The following is a 16,243-nucleotide window of genomic DNA, read 5'->3' as shown; positions in this document are numbered from 1 at the left end:
AGCCAACCCTTATGCGCCGACCGGCGAGTGCCTTCGTATGCGCGCCACAAGCGGCGTTCCCGGGTTCGACGACCTCGTCGGCGGCGGCTTCCCGGAGAACCGCCTGTACGTTGTCAGCGGCCCTCCCGGCAGCGGCAAAACGACGTTTTGCTCGCAGTTCGCCGCGCAGGGCGCCCGCAACGGCGAAGACGTGTTGTACATCAGCATGCACGAGACCAAGGAGGGGATCCGCCGCGACATGGGCGGGTACGACTTCGGGTTCGACCGGGCCCTCGACACGGACCGGGTCACCTTCCTCGATTCGTTCTCCTCGGACGGCCGCCGGTTCTTCGGCCTCCCGGGCGAGCGCCGGGACCACTCCGGGGTGACGAACCGGCTCACCGGCTTCATCAACTCCCGCGACATCGACCGCGTCGTCTTCGACTCCACCATGCTGTTGCGGTTCCTCCTCGACGACGACGAGGACACGATGGTCCAGCTGCTCTCCTCGCTGAAGCGGACGGACGCGACGACGCTGCTCATCTCCGAGATGACCGACCCGAGCGCCTACTCGGAGGAGCACTACCTCGCGCACGGCGTCGTCTTCATGCACAACTACCTCGAAGACGAGGGGATGCAGCGCGGGATCCAGGTGCTGAAGATGCGCGGGACCGACGTCGACACCGACATCCGCGACATCGAGTTCACGGACGGCGGGCTCCGCGTCGGCTCGGCCGCGACGGTGACCCACTGATGTACGACCGGACCTTCGGCACGGAGTGGGACGACCTCACCCGCGAGGAGGCCGTCCGGCGGGCGTTCGCCCTCGGCGTCGCCGAGGGCGTCGGGGACCGGCGCCCGGCCGAACTCGACCGCGTGATGGAGGCGTTCCCGAGCGCGTACGACCGCAGCCTCGTCGAGCTCGCGTACGACGAGGGCCGGACCAAGGCGCTCGCCGCCGCCGACGAGGCGGACGACCCGACCGAGGTGTGGGAGGCGCTCGTCGACGGGGACGGCGCGCCGCGCGAGCCGCCGGTCCGGGCCGCGCTCCCCGGAGCGATAACGGATCTGACACTGACGCGACCGCCCCGAGAGGGCCCCCCGTCGTCGCTCGATCTCCCGTCGATGCTGCGGAAGTGATCCCTCGGAAGGGTTTTACGCGATACCCTCTCAACCCAGACACATGACCGTGCTTCCCGGCGCTGTCCGCGACGCCGACAGCGTGCTCGTCAGCGGCCCCCCGATGAGCGGGAAGTACGACCTGTTCAACCGGATGCTCGCGGAGTGGTCCGACGAGCCGGTCGTCATCTCGACCGGCCGCACCGCGGAGAAGGTCCGCGACGACTACGAGACGATCACCGGGCGGGACGGCGACGACGTGACCGTCGTCGACTGCGTCACCCACGAGCAGGGCGACAAGCGCGAGGACACGCCGACGACGAAGTACGTCGCCAGCGCCGGGAACCTCACCGATATCGGGATCAAGTTCACCGACGTCGTCGAGTCGTCGGCCGGCCGCGACCGCGCGGTCGGCGTCTACTCGCTCTCTCAGCTGCTGATGTACTGGGACCCCGAGCGCATCTACCGGTTCACCCGCGTCATGACCTCGCAGACCTCCGGCGAGGGGTGGCCCTTCGTCGGCGTCGTCGGGTCGACGGCGCACGACGAGCAGGTGGTCCACACGCTCCACGAGCCGTTCGAGGTCGTCGTCGAGACGCGCGTGGAGGGCGACGACCGCGAGTTCCGCGTCCGCGGACGGGTGGGCGGCCCCTCCGACTGGACCGGGTTCTAACCGGAAGCCTGGGCGACGCGTCCCCTCACCCGATCAGCTCGAACTGCGCCGAGAGCGGCGGGGCGTCGACGATCCCCCAGTAGACGAACCGATAGGTCCCGGGACCGAGCGGCGGGCAGACGGCCAGGTCGAGGTCGGGGACCGCCGACGCGATCGCCGTCTCTTCGAGGTCGATCGACCAGCTGTACGCGCCGGTCGAGTCGAACGTCTCCTCGGACCGGGGGAGTTCGACGGCCTCGCCGGTCGTCGAGCCGCGGACGTCGAGCCACCCCTCGGCGGTCTCGCGCTGTAGCGAGTAGGCGTGCCGCCCGAGGGCGGTCGCGGGCTCGTCGCCCGTGTTCCGCAACACGAGCCGGATCGGCTGGCCGTACGTCTCCGAGTTCCCCTCAGAGGAGAGCTCGACCGTCGTCCCGCCGACCTCGACGAGGGTCCCCGCGACCTCGCCCTCGAACGGCTGCGCGAGCCGGACGAACCCCTCGTCCTCGCAGGACAGCGTCTCCGGGATCCCCGCCGGTCCCTGGGGCCCGTCGCCGGCGGCGAAGTCGAGGCAGCCGGCGACGCCGGCCGCTCCCGCGGCCGCCAGCGTCGCCCCGGTCCGCGCCAACAGGTCGCGTCGCGTGCGCTCCATACGAGCGATACGGGCGGGACGGGTTTCAAGGACACGCGTTCGGACCGGCCCTCTCTCGTCCCTCCCCGACGCCCCCTCCCGCCCCGCGTTCGGAACCGCTTTCCCGTCGGCCGGCGCATGGCCGCCCATGGAGCTGTTCGGATCCAGCGGCATCCGCGGGGTCGCGCTGCGGTACCTCACGCCGGAGCTCGTCCTCGACATCGCGAAGGCGGCCGGTTCGGTGTGGGACGCCGACCGGGTCGCCGTCGCCCGGGACACCCGCACCACCGGCGAGCTGTTCGCCAACGCCGCCGCGAGCGGGCTGGCCGCCGTCGGCTGCGACGTCGACCGGCTCGGGGTCGTGCCGACGCCCGCGGTCGGCAGCTACTGCGAGTCGGCCGGGGTCCCCGCGGTGCTCGTCACCGCCTCGCACAACCCCCCGGAGTTCAACGGGATCAAGCTCGTCGGCGACGACGGCGTCGAGCTCTCGGTCGACGTCTTAGAGCGCGTCGAGCGCCGCGTCCTCGACGACGAGTACGACCTCGCCGACTGGCGGGCCGCCGGCGCGACGACCGCCGTCGAGGGCGCGGTCGACGACTACGTGAACCAGCTGCTCGACGCGGTCGACCGCGAGGCGATCGCCGACGCCGACCTGACGGTCGCGGTCGACCCCGGTCACGGGGCGGCGTCGGTGTCGTCGCCGCGGATCTACCGCGAGCTGGGCTGCGAGGTGCTGACGGTGAACGCGACGCCGGACGGTCACTTCCCCGGCCGCGACTCGGAGCCGGTCCCGGGGAACCTCGGGTCGCTCTCGCGGCTCGTCGCGACCAGCGACGCCGACGTGGGGATCGCCCACGACGGCGACGCGGACCGCGCGGTCTTCGTCGACGAGGAGGGGGGGTTCGTCGACGGCGACACCTCCTTCGCGGCGATGGCCGACGCCTGTCTGGAGCCCGGCGACGCCGTCGTCAGCGCGGTGAACGTCTCCCAGCGGCTCGTCGACGTCTGCGACGCGAACGACGCCGCCCTCGAACTCACGCCCATCGGCGCGACGAACATCATCACCCGGACGCGCGAGCTCCACGAGGAGGGGGTCAACGTCCCCGTCGCCGGCGAGGGGAACGGCGGGGTGTTCTTCCCGCCGTACCGGCTCTCGCGCGACGGCGCGTACATCGGCGCGCGCTTCCTCGAACTGCTCGCGGACGCCGGCGACCCGGTCGGCGACGTGGTCGCGCCGTACGCCGACTACCACTTCGTGCGGCGGAACGTCGAGTACGACGACGACGCCGAGCGCGACGACATGCTCTCGGCGGCGCGGGCGTACGTGGAGACGGCGGACGCCGAGCCGAACACCACCGACGGCTACCGCCTCGACTACGGCGACGCGTGGGTCCTCGTGCGCCCCTCCGGGACGGAGCCGAAGATCCGGATCTACGCCGAGTCCGCCGACGCCGACCGCGCCGAGCAGCTCGCGACCGACATGCTGGTGGCCGTCGAGAGCGGGCGGTAGCCGAGACCGGAAACGGCGCGCAGCGAACGCGGTGAGCGACGTATCGGGAGCGCGACGCGACCGACACTCGGTGAGCGACGCGACTATCGCGACCCCCGCGAAGCGACATGACACGAGATCGGTAGCTACCGGTAGTAATATATTAACTCGTTCTATAGTAACAATCGACATGACCGCGAAGCAGTCCGACGTCGCATCGCACGCCGACCGACGGAGTCCGACCGCACCGACCGACCTCGTGCGGACGATGGAGAGCGAAACGGAGACGATCACCGGCGCGGTCGCCGCCGGCGAGGTGACGTTGGAGGACCTCGACCGGTTCGTCCGGCGCGTCGAGCGCGGCGAGGTCGACTGCCGTGAGGGGACCGACGCCGTCGTCCGGATCGTGCGGTCGCTGTTGAGCGAGCAGCGCCCGAGCTGGGAGGAGATGGCGGAGGCGGGGCAGGCGACGGGCGCCTGACCCGAGCTCGACGTAGCCCGCTATCTGCGGTCTCTCGGATCGCTCGTCCGCCTTTTCCCTTTCTCGGCTCGGCTTCCCTCGTCCGTTCGCCCGGACCGGTTCGCCCGCCGCGGCCCGCTCGCTACCGGTCGAGCGCCGCGAGCGCCTCGGCCGCCTCGCGGGCCGCCTGCAGGCGGTCGCGCGCCCGTCGGGGGTCGTCCGTCTCCTCGGCCGCGGCGGCGAACCGGTGCAGGGTGCGCGTCAGGGACGCCCGCGCGTCGGCGACGCTCCCCGACCCGCCGTTCGCCGGCGCCGCGGTCCCGTCCGCGGACCCGCCCGCGGCCGGGGCCGATTCGGTCGCGGGCGACTCGGGGGGAGCGGTCGGCGGATCCGGCCTCTCGGCGGGCGACTCCCGACCTGCAGGATCCGGTCGCGGGTCGGTCCCCCCGGGGCGGGTCGCTCCGTTTTCCCCGACCGGCGGGGACTCCTCGCCGGCTGCCGAAGGCGACTCCCCGTCGGCCTCCGACGCCGGCGACTGCCCGGCGGCGGCCGATCCGGCGTCCGCGGCGTCTTCGGCGTCGACCGTGTGGCAGGTCGGACAGAACTCCTGTCCGTCCTTCCGGAAGATGGGGTCGCCGCAGTCGTCGCAGTGGCGGTTCGTCATCGTCGCCCCCTGCAAGAGCAGTTCCGACATCCGCTGGGTGTGCGCGCGCTCCTCCTCGTCGTCCGCGAACTTCTCGCGGAGCTTCTCGCGTTCGGCCTCCTTGTCGAACCCGTCGCTCATGCGTGGACGCACGTCGTTGACGAGCAAAAGTCCGTGGGCTCGGGACGACCGCGGTCGGCGGGGCGCGGTCCCGCCGCGAGGCCGACTACTCCTCGGTGATCGTGCGGTCGTCGGGGTCGAGCTCGCCGCGGTGGATCTTCGAGCCGTCCTGCGCGACCTGCCGGCCGAGCACCGCGCACTTCACGCGCATCGGGGAGATGTCGACGCCGAGCATCTCCGTGACGTCGTCGGTGTCCATCTCGTGGAGCTCCGCGACCGCCATCCCGTGGAGCCGCTCCGAGAGCATGCTCGCGGAGGCCATCGAGATGGCGCAGCCGTCGCCCGTAAAGCGCACCGCCTCGATCGTCTCGCCCGCCTCGTCGAGGTCGACGTCCATCCGGATCGTGTCGCCGCAGGAGGGGTTCTCGCCGACGTGCGTGAAGTCCGGCTCCTCGAGCTCCCCGTAGTTGCGCGGGTTCTTGTAGTGGTCGAGGATCTGCTGCCGGTACATGTCCGAGCCCAGTCCCATATCGGTCACAGGTAGGCCGGTGCGGGTCAAAAGGGTTCCGTCGCCCCCGACGAGCGGCTACTCCTCGCCGGCGGACGACGCCGACACGTCCGGGGGGACGCCCGTCGCCGCGCGGGCGGTCCGGGGGTCGCCGTCGCCGAGGAGTCCGCGGAGTCGTTCGAGGACGCGCCCGTACTGACCCCGCTCCGAGCGCTTGGCGAAGTACGCGTCCGCGCCGGCGTCGAGCGCCGCGGCCTCGGTCTCCGCCTCGCGGCAGGTGGTGTGGAACACGACGGGCACCTCGACGCCCCGCCCCCGGATCCGGTCGACCAGTTCGACCCCGGAGCCGTCGGGGAGGCGGTGTTCGGTCACGACGCAGTCGGCCTCGTCGACCGCGTCGAGCGCCGCCGCCGTCCCGTCGACCGACCGGACCGCGATCCCGTCGGCGAACCGGTCCACGAACACCGAGAACAGCTCCGCGGAGCGCGGGTCCGGCTCGACGTGGAGCAGCGCGGTGGCGTCGGCATCGGTGACGCGATCGGCGGCGGTGTCGTCGGTGGCGTCGTCGGCGTCGTCGGCATCGGAATCGGCGGTGTCAGTGGTGGCGTCGTCGGACGTGGTGCGCGTCGTGTGGTCGGTCATGATCGGGTGGTCGCGGCGGCGAGATCTCGACGGATCGGAGAACGGTACCGGGAGTCCGCGTCCTGGCTTACACCCTCGATCGCCGGGGTGATAACGGTTGTGCGACGGGCGTTCTCACGGCCGTAGGAGCCTGTTAGCACGGATCACGCCGTCACGAGAAAACGCCGGTTCTCGGGGCGGCGACGGTCGGTCGAACCCGGACGGAGTCGGCGCGGCGGACCGTCCAGGGTCCGATCGGGTGATTACTCGGTGATATCTCGATACGGACGATAACGGGGAGGGGGAGGGGAGAGCGGAGAACGCGAGGAGAGCGGGAAACGCTGGGAGAGCGCGAACGCGACGATGGTGCGACGGGTCGGGGACCCGGACGGCCGGTGATCTCAGGCGAACAGGTCCCGCGCCTCGCCGACGGCCTCGACGAGGGCGTCGACCTCCTCGACGGTGTTGTAGAGGTAGAAGGAGGCGCGCGCGGAGGCGGAGACGCCCATCTCGTCGTGGAGCGGCTGCGTGCAGTGGTCGCCGGCGCGGATCGCGATCCCGTAGTCGTTGAGGATGCTGGAGAGGTCGTGCGCGTGGACGCCCTCGACGTTGAACGCGACGAGCCCGCCGCGGTCGTCGCCGGGCGGCCCGTAGATCTCCACGCCGCCGAGGGCCGACAGCTCGTCGTAGGCGTACTCGGCGAGCAGGTCCTCGTGGGCCTCGACCCGGTCCATCCCGATCTCCTCCAGGTACTCGATCGCGGCCGCGAAGGCGATCCCCTGCGCGATCGAGGGCGTGCCGGCCTCGAACTTCCACGGGAGGTCCTCCCACGTGGAGTCCTCGAAGGAGACGCGCCGGATCATGTCGCCGCCGTAGAGGTACGGCTGCATCTCCTCCAGCAGCTCTTCCCGGCCGTACAGCGCGCCGATCCCGGTCGGGCCGCACATCTTGTGCGCCGAGAAGGCGAAGAAGTCGACGCCGAGCTCTTTCACGTCGACCGGGCGGTTCGGCACCGACTGCGCGCCGTCGGCGAAGATCAGCGCGTCGCGGTCGTGCGCGAGGTCGGTCAGCTCACCGATCGGGTTGATCGTCCCGAGCGTGTTCGAGACGTGGACGACCGACACCATCTCCGTGTCGTCGTCGATGAGCTCGGCGGCGTCGTCCATGTCGAGCCGCCCCTCGTCGGTCACGTCGATGAACCGCACGTCGGCGCCGGTCCGCTTGCCGATCTGCTGCCACGTGACCAGCGAGGCGTGGTGTTCCATCTCGGTGAGGACGACGTTGTCGCCCGGACCGAGCTCTTCGAGCCCCCACGCGTACGCGACGAGGTTCATCGCCTCGGTCGTGTTCTTCGTGAAGACGATCTCCTCGCGGCCCGACGCGCCGACGAAGTCGGCGACGGCGTCGTGGGCCTCCTCGTAGGCGACGGACGCCTCCTGGCTCAGCTGATGGATCCCGCGGTGGACGTTGGCGTTGTAGCTCCGGTAGTAGTCCGAGATGGCGTCGACGACCGGGTCCGGCGTGTGCGATGTCGCCGCGTTGTCGAGGTAGACGAGCGGCGTGTCGTCGCCCGGCCCCTCGCCGGGCGACTCCGGATCGCCGCCGACCTTCCGGTCGAGGACGGGGAAATCGGCCCGGAGCGCTTCCACGTCGAACGGGTACTGCTCCTGAACTCCCATTACCTCGATTTGGGCCCCGAGCACTAACACGTCTTCGGTTCGGTAGGTGTTGCGGATAGCTGGGAGGGATATCGAGGTCGCCGCTCTATCGCTGCCGATAATGCGGCCGCCATCGCCGACGCGTTCGTCGAGGGACGGTGCGTGAACGGTGACTTCGACGCGAACACCGCCACAGCCCCAGCCGCTCGGTTATAAATGATTGAAACCAAATCGACGGGGAACACCTCCAAAGCCCCAGCCGCGAGGACTCGCGCGGCTTGCTGCGCGCTTCGGTCGCTCGCTACGCTCGCTCCCTGTAGTGCTTACTGCGCCGTGCTTCGTCCTCGCGGCTGCCCCTTTGAGTCCCACCCGACCGCACCGCAACCGCACCTCACACCTCCCCAGCCTCGCGGTTCGCGCTCTCCGAGCGCTCACCGCGTCCCTCGCGCGGTGCTCCTCGCGGGCCGATGGCCCGCTCGGAGGCACGCGCCGCCGCAGATCTATATATAAATACCCGCACTCACTCCGACTCCTCGATCGCCTGCGCGGCGGCGAGCACCTCGTCGTGGAGGGTCCCGTTCGAGGCGACGAGCCCGGTCGAGTCGTGTCGCCAGCGGTCGCCGTCGAGGTCGGTGACCTGCCCGCCGGCCTGTCGGATCATGAAGACGCCGGCGACGGAGTCCCAGGGGTTCGCCCGCAGGTTCGAGACGACGCCTTCGAGGCCCCCCGCGGCGACGGTGGGGAGCACGACCTGTGCGGCGCCGAACCGCCGCATGTCGGCGAACCGCCGGACGATCGCCTCGCAGGCGTTGGCGTACTCGTCGCGGGCGTCGTGGTCCCACCACAGCGTCGGGTCGACGGCGGCCCGACGCGGGTCGGCGACGTCGCTGACGGCGATCGGCTCGCCGTTCCGGAACGCCCCGTCGCCGTCGGCGGTGTACACGTCGCCGAGCGCGGGACAGGCGGTGGCGGCCGCGACCGGCTCGCCGTCGACGACCGCCGCGACCGCGGTGCCCCACACGCGGATCTCGCGGACGTAGTTGTGCGTCCCGTCGATCGGGTCGATCACCCACGCCGCGCCCTCCTCGGGCACGGTCTTGCGCTCGTCGCTCTCCTCGCCGACGATCGCGTCCTCCGGGAACGTCTCCCGGATCGACTCGATCACGGTTCGCTGGGCGGCGCGGTCGGCCGCCGTCACCACGTCGTCCTCTCCCTTGGTCTCGACCGCGATGTCGTCCCGGAAGCGGTCGTGCGCCACGCGGCCCCCCGCTCGCGCCGCGCGCTCGGCCACGGCCGCCCGCTCGTCTGCGTCGGTCATGGACGCCTTCCGGGACCCTGCCGCGTATAAACGTCGATCCGCGCCCCTCCGCGCCGGCGACTCCAGCTGGCGCGTGATTATTAACTCAATTCCGAATCCGAGTATACTTAAGTGCGACGAGGCCGAGCGTTCGGATATGGAACCACAGGAAGCGGTTCGCCAGCTCGAGTACGCCATCGACGCCTCCCTCGACCAGACCGGACAGCGCGCCGCCGCCGGCTACCGCCCGACGTTCGAGCGCGTCGCCGAACGCGCCGACGGCTCGGCCGTCTACGCGCTCGCCTGCGACCTCACCGACGAGGTCGTCTCCGGACAGTGTCCCAGCCCGGCCGAGGCGGACGCCACCGCGGACCGCGTGCTCGACGACCGGGCGTACACCGACGGCGGCGAGTAGCCGGAGCGCCGCCGAGAGCGAGGACGACGACCCGCCTTCCCTACGGCCCGATCCGTCTCTTCCGTAATCCGACCCGCCTTCCTCACAGCTCAACCAGCCTTCCTCACAGCTCGACCCGCGCTCCGACGTCGGGCGCGCTCGCGTCGTACCCGTCGGCCCGGAGGTCCTCGGCGAACGCCTCGCACCGGTCGCCGTGGTTCGCCAGCACCCGCGCGCCGCGGTACGAGTCCAGGAACGACTCCAGCCCCTCGCGGTCGGCGTGCGCGGAGAAGTCGTACGACTCCACCCGGGCACTGACGGGGCGGACCCGACCGTTCAGCTCCAGTCGCCCGCGGTCCTGTAGCTCTCGGCCCGGCGTCCCCTCGACCTGATACCCAGTCAGCGTCACGAGGTTCGTCGGGCTCCCGCGGATCGCCGGGAGGTACGAGCGGACCGGACCGCCCGCGAGCATCCCCGAGGTGGTGATTATCAGTTCGTTGTCGGCGGCGATCCGCTCGCGCTGGCCGTCGCGGCCGGTGACGAACCGCGCGGCGCCCGCCGCCCGGCGGAGCGCCTCGGGGTCGGACAGGAACTCGGGGTACCGACGGACCAGCCGCGTCACTTCGGTCCCCATCCCGTCGACGTATGGCGTGAGGTCGTTCGCCTCGGCGACGAGCATCATCTCCTGGGTCCGCCCGATGGCGAACGCGGGCGCGACGACGGTGCCGCCCTCCCAGATCGTCGTCCGCACGCTCTCGGCCCAGCGCTTCGCCACCGCGCGGCGGTTCCCGTGGGTCACGTCCGCGTACGTCGACTCGCAGATCACGGCGTCGGCGTCGGGCCGCGCCGTCGTCCCGGACACGAGCCGCTGGTCGTCGGTGTGGAAGTCGCCGGTGTACAGCAGTCGGGTCCGGCCGTCGTCCACGAGCACATGCGCCGACCCCGGGATGTGGCCCGCGTCGAACAGCGTCACCTCGTAGTCGGTCCCGCCGGCCTCGACGACGAACGGCTCCCCGTACGCGTGCCGCTCCTCGACCTCGCCGAGCCGCGCGACGTGCTCCTCGGAGAAGGGACAGAGCGGGCTGTTGCCGTGCAGCTTGAGCGTGTCGCGCGCGAGCGTTCGCGTCAGGTCCGCGGTGGGCGGGGTCCAGTGGACCGCGGGCCGGCGGTCGCCCTTCAGCAGCGCCGGCACCGCGCCCGCGTGGTCGAGGTGGCCGTGCGAGACGACGACCGCGTCGGGCTCGGGATCGCGGACCGGATACTGCGGCGGTTCCGCGGTCAACAGCCCGTAGTCGAGGAGCAGCGCGTCGTCGACGAGGACCGCGCTCCGACCGACCTCGCGGGCGCCGCCGAGGAACTCGACCTCCATTGCGGATCCGTAGTCGCCCGCGGCGTTAGTGCTCGTCGGTCCCGATTCGGGCGACCTCGGAGAAACCCGCGCGTCGCGCTCCCGGCTCAGTCGAGCCGCTCCGCGGCGTCCCGCTCGACGAGCGGGGCCGCGTTCTCGGCGGGGAGGGTCACGACGTCCTCCCTCGCGAGGTCGTACTCCCGCTCGTCGACGCCGAGGATGGCGCCGACGTCGCGCGTGATCCGGACGGTTTCGCGGCCGTCGACGGCGGAGCCGGTCCCGGCGTCACCCTCGGCGGGCGCCTCCGCCGCGCCGTCGCGGGAGCCGGTCTCGTTCGCGTCCCCGGGGGAATCGCCGTCGCTCGCGCCTCCCGAGTCGTCGACCCCGGGGGCGCCCGGCGGCGCGGGGTCCGGCGGGACCGCGGTCGGGCCGCCGTCGGTGGTCGCCCCCTCACCGGGGGCGTCGCTCGGTCCGCGGTCCGGGGCGTCGGTCGGCGGGGGCGAATCCGGCGCCGCCCCCGCCTCGTCTGCGGGCGCGTCGAGCGCGTCCGCGACTTCGTCGTCCGCGCCGCCCATGGCGCCGGCGAGCGCGTCGGGGACCTCGCCGTCCTCCGCCGGCCGTCCGTCCCCCGCGGCCTCGTCGGACGCGAGCGCCGGATCGGGTTCGGAGGTCGAATCGGGTTCGGAGGTCGAATCGGGTTCGGAAGTCGAATCGGGATCGGGCGTCGGGTCGGTCGCGGGCGTCGAGTCGGATCCGGACGCCGGATCGGACCCGGACTCGTCCGTCGACACCTCGCCGGAGAGCACGTCGAGCACGCTCGATTTGTTCGCCTTGATCCGGTCGACGAGGTCGTCGAACAGCCGTCGCTCCTCGGTCGTCATGCCGTCCGCGTCGACCGACATGTCGGCGGCCGCGAACGAGGCGAGCTTGACGACCTTGCCGACGCGGCGCTCGTACAGCGCCTCGGCGACCTCCTCGGCCGTCTCGACCTCGTCGGAGAGGCGGCGGACGTCGTCGTCGGAGAAGGGGTTGTCGACCTGCTCGGCGCGGCGGTCGCGGGCCGCGCGCAGGTCGGCGACGTAGGCGGCCACGTCGTCGTAGAAGGAGTCCCGCAGGTGCTGGAGGCTGTCCTTGCGGCGTTCCTTCGCCTGCGCCGATCTGAGCTCGTCGAGGTTCATCGTTCGGGTGCCTTCCGCGCCTCGCCGCGGGCCATGAGGAAGACCCCGGCGAACTCGGGCACGGTGTTTCTACCGGGTTCAACTCTGACGCGCTCGCCGTTTAATTCTACCGTCCGATCGAGGTCGGTCTCGATCCGGATCTCCCGCCCGACGAACCGGTCGGGCACCGCGTCTCGCAGCGGGTCGAAGCCGGCGAGGTCGTCGCGCGCGATCGGCGTGACGACGAGCCCGGACCCGCCGTGGAGCGTCCCCGGGAGTCGGATGAGCCGCCGCGTGTCGGTCGTGACGGGCTCGTCGATCGGGGCGGTGTCGGTCGCGGTCACGCGCGAGGCGAGCGCGGAGACGAGCCGGCGCACGCCCGGCCCCCCGGCCTCGACGTTGCCCTCGCGGACGGCGGCCGGGTTGCGCTCGAACGCGCCGAGGATCGTCTCCGCGCGTCCCTCGCCGATCCCCTCCAGCTCCATCAGGCGCTCGCGGGCCGCCTCCTCGTCCATGTCGCGGAGGTCGTCGGCGTACTCGACGAGCGCCTCGTGGACGCGCGCGCCCCACCCGCCCTCGGTCCGGAGCACGCGCTTCGTCGTGCCGCGCTCGGAGACGGTGCGGATCAGCCCCTCCGTGTCGAGGTCGATCGCGCGGACGTAGTCGACGATCTCCCGGCGCGCCTCGCTGTCCAACTCCCGGACGCTCTCGTCGCGGACGTGGACGTGGTAGCCGCGCCCGCCCGAGAAGACGACGGTGAGGTCCTCGAAGGCGAAGTCGTCGTCGAGGAAGTCAAGCAGCCGCAGGAGGGCCTCCTTGCACTCGGCGAGCATCTCCGGGTACGGGGTCGCCTCCGGGTCCACGCCGGGGAGGTGGTCGGCGTCGAGGTCGAAGATCAGGTCCGCCGAGCGCCACCCCTTCTTCGACATCGTCGAGGCGCTGGGGTCGTCGTAGCGCGCGGCCGAGAAGTAGGCGTGCCGGGGCGCGTTGTCCGCGAAGAACGTGTCGACGTCGCCCAGGTCGAACAGCGACTGGTGGCGGACCATCGTCGTCCCGGAGCCGGGCGTCCACGGGATGTGGCCCCACTCGCGGAGGTTCGCGTCCGGCGGGAGCGACGGCGACGCGCGGCGGTAGTAGTCGCCGAACCGCCCCTTCAGGTACTCCCGCGTCCGGTCGTCCATCGTCTCACCGAGTACCGGCGGTCGACGTATCAACGTATCGTTCGCGGGCGAGTTCGGACCGACGGAACGGTGTCGACTTATAAATAAACGGGGCGGTGGCGCGTGCCGCCGAGCGCTCGCAGGGCGCGAGGTGCACGCGCGAGGGACGCGGCGACCGGAGCGAAGCGGAGGGAGCCGCGAGGTTGGGGAGGCGTGAGGTGCGGTCGCCGTGTCGGGCGGGACTCAAAGGGGCAGCCGGGAGGACGAAGACGGGCGACGCAAGCACCGCAGGGAGCGAGTGAAACGAGCGACTGAGGAGCGCAGCGAGCCCATCGAGTCCTCCCGGCTGGGGCTTTGGAAGTGTTCACCGCGGAGTCGTCGCTCACGTACAGCCGAGCGGCTGGGAGTCAGAGATGTTTCCCCGTCGATCCGCATCACGCCTCGTATACGTCGTCCGCGGCCACAACACTATCCCGACCCGAATCGTACCCGCGCCCATGCGCTCCGAAGACGAGATCCGCGAGCAGTACGAGTTCCTCCGCGAGCAGCTCGACGACGAGGAGATGAACCACCGGGGCGTCGAGCAGCTGTTCACCCACTACAAGCGCGCGCTCGGCTGGGTGCTGGAAGAGGAACACATGTGAGCGAGTCGCACGGCCCGAGACTCCCCCCGACCGACCCGTTTCGACCCGTAACGTGTGACCGATCGAACACCAATAGCGAAGGCTCGTTACCTTTATCAGTTTGAACCCTGTATCGACAGGTGACGCTTCGTCTGGAGGGCCGAAGCGTCAGCGGGGACCAATCGGCCGCCCGACGCGGCTTTTTTCCGCGTCGGGCGCGCCGGCTTTCTGCTCGCGATACCGCCTTTTCGCGAGCGACGCGACGGCCGATCACCGACACTCACCGACACTCGCGACACTCCCCGACAGTCGGGAGCGACCGCTCGGACGGGTCCCGTCGCTTTCCGCCGCTCCACGCCCCGTCACGAGCGACGCGTCCCGACGGCGACGTATCAGTTTTCGAGCGTTCGATCGGGGCGGCGGTTCGGGCCCGGATCCGCGCACCATAGTTGGCCTTCTGACAGATCCAAACCGTGCGGATCGAGTGACTCCGCGGGTCGAAGCGCGGATCGAGGTCCGTTATAACGGCATATTTATTTATTTAGAACGGGAATGTACGGTCAGTTGTATGTACGACCTTACGGGTTTTCAGCGTGACCTGCTCTACGTGATCGCCGGCCTGGACGAGCCCCACGGGCTCGCGATCAAAGACGAGCTCGAGGAGTACTACGAGAAGGAGATCCACCACGGCCGGCTCTACCCCAACCTCGACACGCTCGTCGAGAAGGGGCTCGTCGAGAAGGGTCAGCGCGACCGCCGCACGAACTACTACACGCTGACGCGCCGCGGTCGCCGCGAGATCGAGGCCCGGACCGAGTGGGAGACGCAGTACGTCGACCACTGACCGACCTCGCCGCTCGCCGCCCCGTTCGCTTCCCTCTTTTCCTCGTCTCTCCCGCCCCACTCGGTTTCTCCCCGCCCGCGACCGCGGTTGGAGCTATCTCCAACGACCGCGGGATCGCCTCGGATTTATTCGGCTCGCGTGCGACCCGTGGACATGGATCGCCACACGGCCACCCCCGAGGTCACCGAGCTCCCGGGCGACCGCGCGCGGGAGTGGGTCGACTACCACCACGAGTCGGCCGCGCCGAGCACGTACGTCTACGAGTTCGTCTGGGACCGCACCGCGCCCGCCGAGGGCCCGTTCTGCACCGACGTCGACGGCAACGTCCTCATGGACTTCACGAGCCACGTCGCCGCCGCGCCGCTCGGCTACAATAATCCGTTGATCATGGAGCCGCTCGCCGAGTTCGACCTCGTCGATCCGCTAAAGATCGCGGGCCAAGACTTCTACGTCGCCGGCGGCGACTCACCCGGCGACGGGGTCCCGGGGTCGTCCGGGCTGATGGAGCGGCTCACCGAGGTCACCGCCCACTACGACATGGACACCGTCTTCCTCTCGAACTCCGGGGCGGAGGCGGTCGAGAACGCGATCAAGATCGCGTACGACGACTCCGACGGCGCCAAACACGCGATCACGTTCGACGGGGCGTTCCACGGCCGGACCCTCGGCGCGCTCTCGCTCAACCGCTCCAAGTCCGTCTACCGCCGCGACTTCCCCGAGGTCAGCGGCGTCCACGACGCCCCGTTCTGCGAGGACCGGACCTGCACCCCCGAGAGCTGCTCGTGCGGCTTCTTCGCCGGCGGCGTCTCCCGGCTGCGCGAGAAGCTCGACCCCGAGCGCGGACACATCGACCCCGACGACGTGGCGTACCTCATCCTCGAACCGATCCAGGGCGAGGGCGGCTACCGGTTCCCCTCCGACGCGTTCACCGACGAGGTCGCCGCCCTCGTCGACGAGCACGACATCACGCTGATCGCCGACGAGATCCAGTCGGGCGTCGGCCGCACCGGCGAGCTGTGGGGCGCCGACCACTACGCGCTCGAACCCGACGTGATCGCCAGCGCGAAGGGGCTCCGCGTCGGCGCGACGGTCTCCCGCGAGGACGTGTTCCCCGAGGAGAAGAGCCGCCTCTCGTCGACGTGGGGCGCCGGCGATATCGTCGCCGCCGCGCAGGGGGCGCTCACGCTCGACGCGATCCGCGAGCACGACCTCATGGACAACGCCACCGTCCGGGGCCGACAGTTCAAGGAGACGATGCGCGACGCCGACCTGCCGGGCGTCGAGGACGTGCGCGGGAAGGGGCTCATGCTCGCGCTCGGGTTCGACACGAAGGAGCGCCGCGACGCGGCCCTGAAGGCGGCGTTCTCCCGGGGCCTGCTCACGCTGGCGGCCGGCCACGACGTGCTCCGGGTCCTCCCGCCGCTCGACGTCACCGAGCGCGAGATCGAGCTGGGCTGCGACCTGCTCGCGGACGCGATCGCGGACGTCGCCTGAGACGCCGCCATCGACGACGCCGCCTGAGACGACGACACCGCCCGAGCGG

Annotated in this window: 18 protein-coding genes; 9 read left to right on the top strand and 9 right to left on the bottom strand. The window is 71.0% G+C overall.

Annotated elements, in window-relative coordinates; translation table 11 throughout:
- The first annotated feature begins 37 nt into the window (after positions 1 to 37).
- The 3 genes from ACFQMF_RS02410 to ACFQMF_RS02400 are packed head-to-tail and all read left to right on the top strand — an operon-like array spanning position 38 to position 1,771.
- Positions 38 to 733 carry an RAD55 family ATPase gene (locus tag ACFQMF_RS02410; protein WP_256407515.1) on the top strand — a complete coding sequence of 232 codons (696 nt, stop codon included), beginning with the start codon at positions 38 to 40 and terminating at the stop codon, positions 731 to 733.
- Positions 733 to 1,119 carry a hypothetical protein gene (locus ACFQMF_RS02405; RefSeq protein ID WP_256407514.1) on the top strand — a complete coding sequence of 129 codons (387 nt, stop codon included), beginning with the start codon at positions 733 to 735 and terminating at the stop codon, positions 1,117 to 1,119. Before ACFQMF_RS02410 ends, ACFQMF_RS02405 begins: the two co-directional genes overlap by 1 nt.
- 43 nt (positions 1,120 to 1,162) lie before the next feature.
- Positions 1,163 to 1,771, top strand: a complete 609-nt coding sequence (locus ACFQMF_RS02400; RefSeq protein ID WP_256407513.1) for a DUF7504 family protein — start codon at positions 1,163 to 1,165, stop codon at positions 1,769 to 1,771.
- 25 nt (positions 1,772 to 1,796) lie between these two features.
- Here ACFQMF_RS02400 and ACFQMF_RS02395 read toward each other — a convergent pair whose 3' ends face one another.
- Positions 1,797 to 2,399, bottom strand: a complete 603-nt coding sequence (locus ACFQMF_RS02395; protein ID WP_256407512.1) for a hypothetical protein — start codon at positions 2,397 to 2,399, stop codon at positions 1,797 to 1,799.
- 127 nt (positions 2,400 to 2,526) lie between these two features.
- Here ACFQMF_RS02395 and glmM point away from each other — a divergent pair, with 127 nt between their 5' ends.
- A complete protein-coding gene (glmM, locus tag ACFQMF_RS02390) occupies positions 2,527 to 3,888 on the top strand; it encodes a phosphoglucosamine mutase (RefSeq protein ID WP_256407511.1) in 1,362 nt (453 codons plus the stop codon).
- 169 nt (positions 3,889 to 4,057) lie between these two features.
- Complete coding sequence (locus ACFQMF_RS02385; RefSeq protein WP_256407510.1) at positions 4,058 to 4,348, top strand: hypothetical protein; 291 nt, start codon at positions 4,058 to 4,060, stop codon at positions 4,346 to 4,348.
- Positions 4,349 to 4,469: 121 nt separating this feature from the next.
- On the opposite strand, the gene ACFQMF_RS02380 is transcribed toward ACFQMF_RS02385, so the two are convergent.
- From ACFQMF_RS02380 to ACFQMF_RS02360, 5 genes are all read right to left on the bottom strand, one after another.
- The gene (locus ACFQMF_RS02380) at positions 4,470 to 5,111 is read right to left on the bottom strand and encodes an Sjogren's syndrome/scleroderma autoantigen 1 family protein (protein WP_256407509.1); all 642 of its coding nucleotides are present in this window, start codon (positions 5,109 to 5,111) and stop codon (positions 4,470 to 4,472) included.
- An 85-nt stretch (positions 5,112 to 5,196) separates the two neighbouring features.
- The gene (gene sufU / locus ACFQMF_RS02375; RefSeq protein ID WP_256407508.1) at positions 5,197 to 5,619 is read right to left on the bottom strand and encodes a Fe-S cluster assembly sulfur transfer protein SufU; all 423 of its coding nucleotides are present in this window, start codon (positions 5,617 to 5,619) and stop codon (positions 5,197 to 5,199) included.
- A gap of 57 nt (positions 5,620 to 5,676) precedes the next feature.
- The gene (locus ACFQMF_RS02370; protein ID WP_256407507.1) at positions 5,677 to 6,240 is read right to left on the bottom strand and encodes a response regulator; all 564 of its coding nucleotides are present in this window, start codon (positions 6,238 to 6,240) and stop codon (positions 5,677 to 5,679) included.
- A 380-nt stretch (positions 6,241 to 6,620) separates the two neighbouring features.
- On the bottom strand, positions 6,621 to 7,898 hold the full coding sequence (locus ACFQMF_RS02365) for an aminotransferase class V-fold PLP-dependent enzyme (RefSeq protein ID WP_256407506.1): 1,278 nt from the start codon (positions 7,896 to 7,898) through the stop codon (positions 6,621 to 6,623).
- A 499-nt stretch (positions 7,899 to 8,397) separates the two neighbouring features.
- Positions 8,398 to 9,195 carry an inositol monophosphatase family protein gene (locus ACFQMF_RS02360; protein WP_256407505.1) on the bottom strand — a complete coding sequence of 266 codons (798 nt, stop codon included), beginning with the start codon at positions 9,193 to 9,195 and terminating at the stop codon, positions 8,398 to 8,400.
- 136 nt (positions 9,196 to 9,331) lie between these two features.
- Here ACFQMF_RS02360 and ACFQMF_RS02355 point away from each other — a divergent pair, with 136 nt between their 5' ends.
- Positions 9,332 to 9,589, top strand: a complete 258-nt coding sequence (locus tag ACFQMF_RS02355) for a hypothetical protein (RefSeq protein WP_256407504.1) — start codon at positions 9,332 to 9,334, stop codon at positions 9,587 to 9,589.
- Positions 9,590 to 9,692: 103 nt separating this feature from the next.
- Here the strand turns inward: ACFQMF_RS02355 and ACFQMF_RS02350 are convergent, their stop codons facing one another.
- The 3 genes from ACFQMF_RS02350 to priS all read right to left on the bottom strand — a co-directional run bounded on the left by ACFQMF_RS02350 (position 9,693) and on the right by priS (position 13,254).
- On the bottom strand, positions 9,693 to 10,937 hold the full coding sequence (locus tag ACFQMF_RS02350; RefSeq protein ID WP_256407503.1) for an MBL fold metallo-hydrolase: 1,245 nt from the start codon (positions 10,935 to 10,937) through the stop codon (positions 9,693 to 9,695).
- A gap of 86 nt (positions 10,938 to 11,023) precedes the next feature.
- A complete protein-coding gene (locus tag ACFQMF_RS02345; protein WP_256407502.1) occupies positions 11,024 to 12,094 on the bottom strand; it encodes a DNA replication complex subunit Gins51 in 1,071 nt (356 codons plus the stop codon).
- Complete coding sequence (gene priS / locus ACFQMF_RS02340) at positions 12,091 to 13,254, bottom strand: DNA primase small subunit PriS (protein WP_256407501.1); 1,164 nt, start codon at positions 13,252 to 13,254, stop codon at positions 12,091 to 12,093. Before priS ends, ACFQMF_RS02345 begins: the two co-directional genes overlap by 4 nt.
- A gap of 476 nt (positions 13,255 to 13,730) precedes the next feature.
- Between priS and ACFQMF_RS02335 the strand changes: the two genes are divergently transcribed.
- From ACFQMF_RS02335 to ACFQMF_RS02325, 3 genes are all read left to right on the top strand, one after another.
- Complete coding sequence (locus ACFQMF_RS02335; RefSeq protein ID WP_176697281.1) at positions 13,731 to 13,877, top strand: hypothetical protein; 147 nt, start codon at positions 13,731 to 13,733, stop codon at positions 13,875 to 13,877.
- A 547-nt stretch (positions 13,878 to 14,424) separates the two neighbouring features.
- The gene (locus ACFQMF_RS02330) at positions 14,425 to 14,700 is read left to right on the top strand and encodes a PadR family transcriptional regulator (protein WP_256407500.1); all 276 of its coding nucleotides are present in this window, start codon (positions 14,425 to 14,427) and stop codon (positions 14,698 to 14,700) included.
- A 153-nt stretch (positions 14,701 to 14,853) separates the two neighbouring features.
- Entirely contained in the window at positions 14,854 to 16,194 is a 1,341-nt protein-coding gene (locus ACFQMF_RS02325) for an aminotransferase class III-fold pyridoxal phosphate-dependent enzyme (RefSeq protein ID WP_256407499.1), read from the top strand.
- Positions 16,195 to 16,243: the final 49 nt, after the last annotated feature.

Origin of the sequence: Halorubrum rutilum, from assembly GCF_042665015.1 — an archaeon.
Lineage (GTDB): Archaea > Halobacteriota > Halobacteria > Halobacteriales > Haloferacaceae > Halorubrum > Halorubrum rutilum.
This window is presented reverse-complemented; position numbering and strand designations above follow the sequence as displayed.

What these genes read in the sequence shown, in the direction of transcription:
- ACFQMF_RS02400 (WP_256407513.1), top strand. Translation starts at nt 1,163, where the DNA reads ATGACCGTGCTTCCCGGCGCTGTCCGCGACGCCGACAGCGTGCTCGTC.
- ACFQMF_RS02395 (WP_256407512.1), bottom strand. Translation starts at nt 2,399, where the DNA reads ATGGAGCGCACGCGACGCGACCTGTTGGCGCGGACCGGGGCGACGCTG.
- ACFQMF_RS02405 (WP_256407514.1), top strand. Translation starts at nt 733, where the DNA reads ATGTACGACCGGACCTTCGGCACGGAGTGGGACGACCTCACCCGCGAG.
- ACFQMF_RS02410 (WP_256407515.1), top strand. Translation starts at nt 38, where the DNA reads ATGCGCGCCACAAGCGGCGTTCCCGGGTTCGACGACCTCGTCGGCGGC.
- ACFQMF_RS02355 (WP_256407504.1), top strand. Translation starts at nt 9,332, where the DNA reads ATGGAACCACAGGAAGCGGTTCGCCAGCTCGAGTACGCCATCGACGCC.
- ACFQMF_RS02345 (WP_256407502.1), bottom strand. Translation starts at nt 12,094, where the DNA reads ATGAACCTCGACGAGCTCAGATCGGCGCAGGCGAAGGAACGCCGCAAG.
- ACFQMF_RS02330 (WP_256407500.1), top strand. Translation starts at nt 14,425, where the DNA reads ATGTACGACCTTACGGGTTTTCAGCGTGACCTGCTCTACGTGATCGCC.
- ACFQMF_RS02370 (WP_256407507.1), bottom strand. Translation starts at nt 6,240, where the DNA reads ATGACCGACCACACGACGCGCACCACGTCCGACGACGCCACCACTGAC.
- ACFQMF_RS02385 (WP_256407510.1), top strand. Translation starts at nt 4,058, where the DNA reads ATGACCGCGAAGCAGTCCGACGTCGCATCGCACGCCGACCGACGGAGT.
- priS (WP_256407501.1), bottom strand. Translation starts at nt 13,254, where the DNA reads ATGGACGACCGGACGCGGGAGTACCTGAAGGGGCGGTTCGGCGACTAC.
- ACFQMF_RS02335 (WP_176697281.1), top strand. Translation starts at nt 13,731, where the DNA reads ATGCGCTCCGAAGACGAGATCCGCGAGCAGTACGAGTTCCTCCGCGAG.
- sufU (WP_256407508.1), bottom strand. Translation starts at nt 5,619, where the DNA reads ATGGGACTGGGCTCGGACATGTACCGGCAGCAGATCCTCGACCACTAC.
- glmM (WP_256407511.1), top strand. Translation starts at nt 2,527, where the DNA reads ATGGAGCTGTTCGGATCCAGCGGCATCCGCGGGGTCGCGCTGCGGTAC.
- ACFQMF_RS02360 (WP_256407505.1), bottom strand. Translation starts at nt 9,195, where the DNA reads ATGACCGACGCAGACGAGCGGGCGGCCGTGGCCGAGCGCGCGGCGCGA.
- ACFQMF_RS02365 (WP_256407506.1), bottom strand. Translation starts at nt 7,898, where the DNA reads ATGGGAGTTCAGGAGCAGTACCCGTTCGACGTGGAAGCGCTCCGGGCC.
- ACFQMF_RS02350 (WP_256407503.1), bottom strand. Translation starts at nt 10,937, where the DNA reads ATGGAGGTCGAGTTCCTCGGCGGCGCCCGCGAGGTCGGTCGGAGCGCG.
- ACFQMF_RS02380 (WP_256407509.1), bottom strand. Translation starts at nt 5,111, where the DNA reads ATGAGCGACGGGTTCGACAAGGAGGCCGAACGCGAGAAGCTCCGCGAG.
- ACFQMF_RS02325 (WP_256407499.1), top strand. Translation starts at nt 14,854, where the DNA reads ATGGATCGCCACACGGCCACCCCCGAGGTCACCGAGCTCCCGGGCGAC.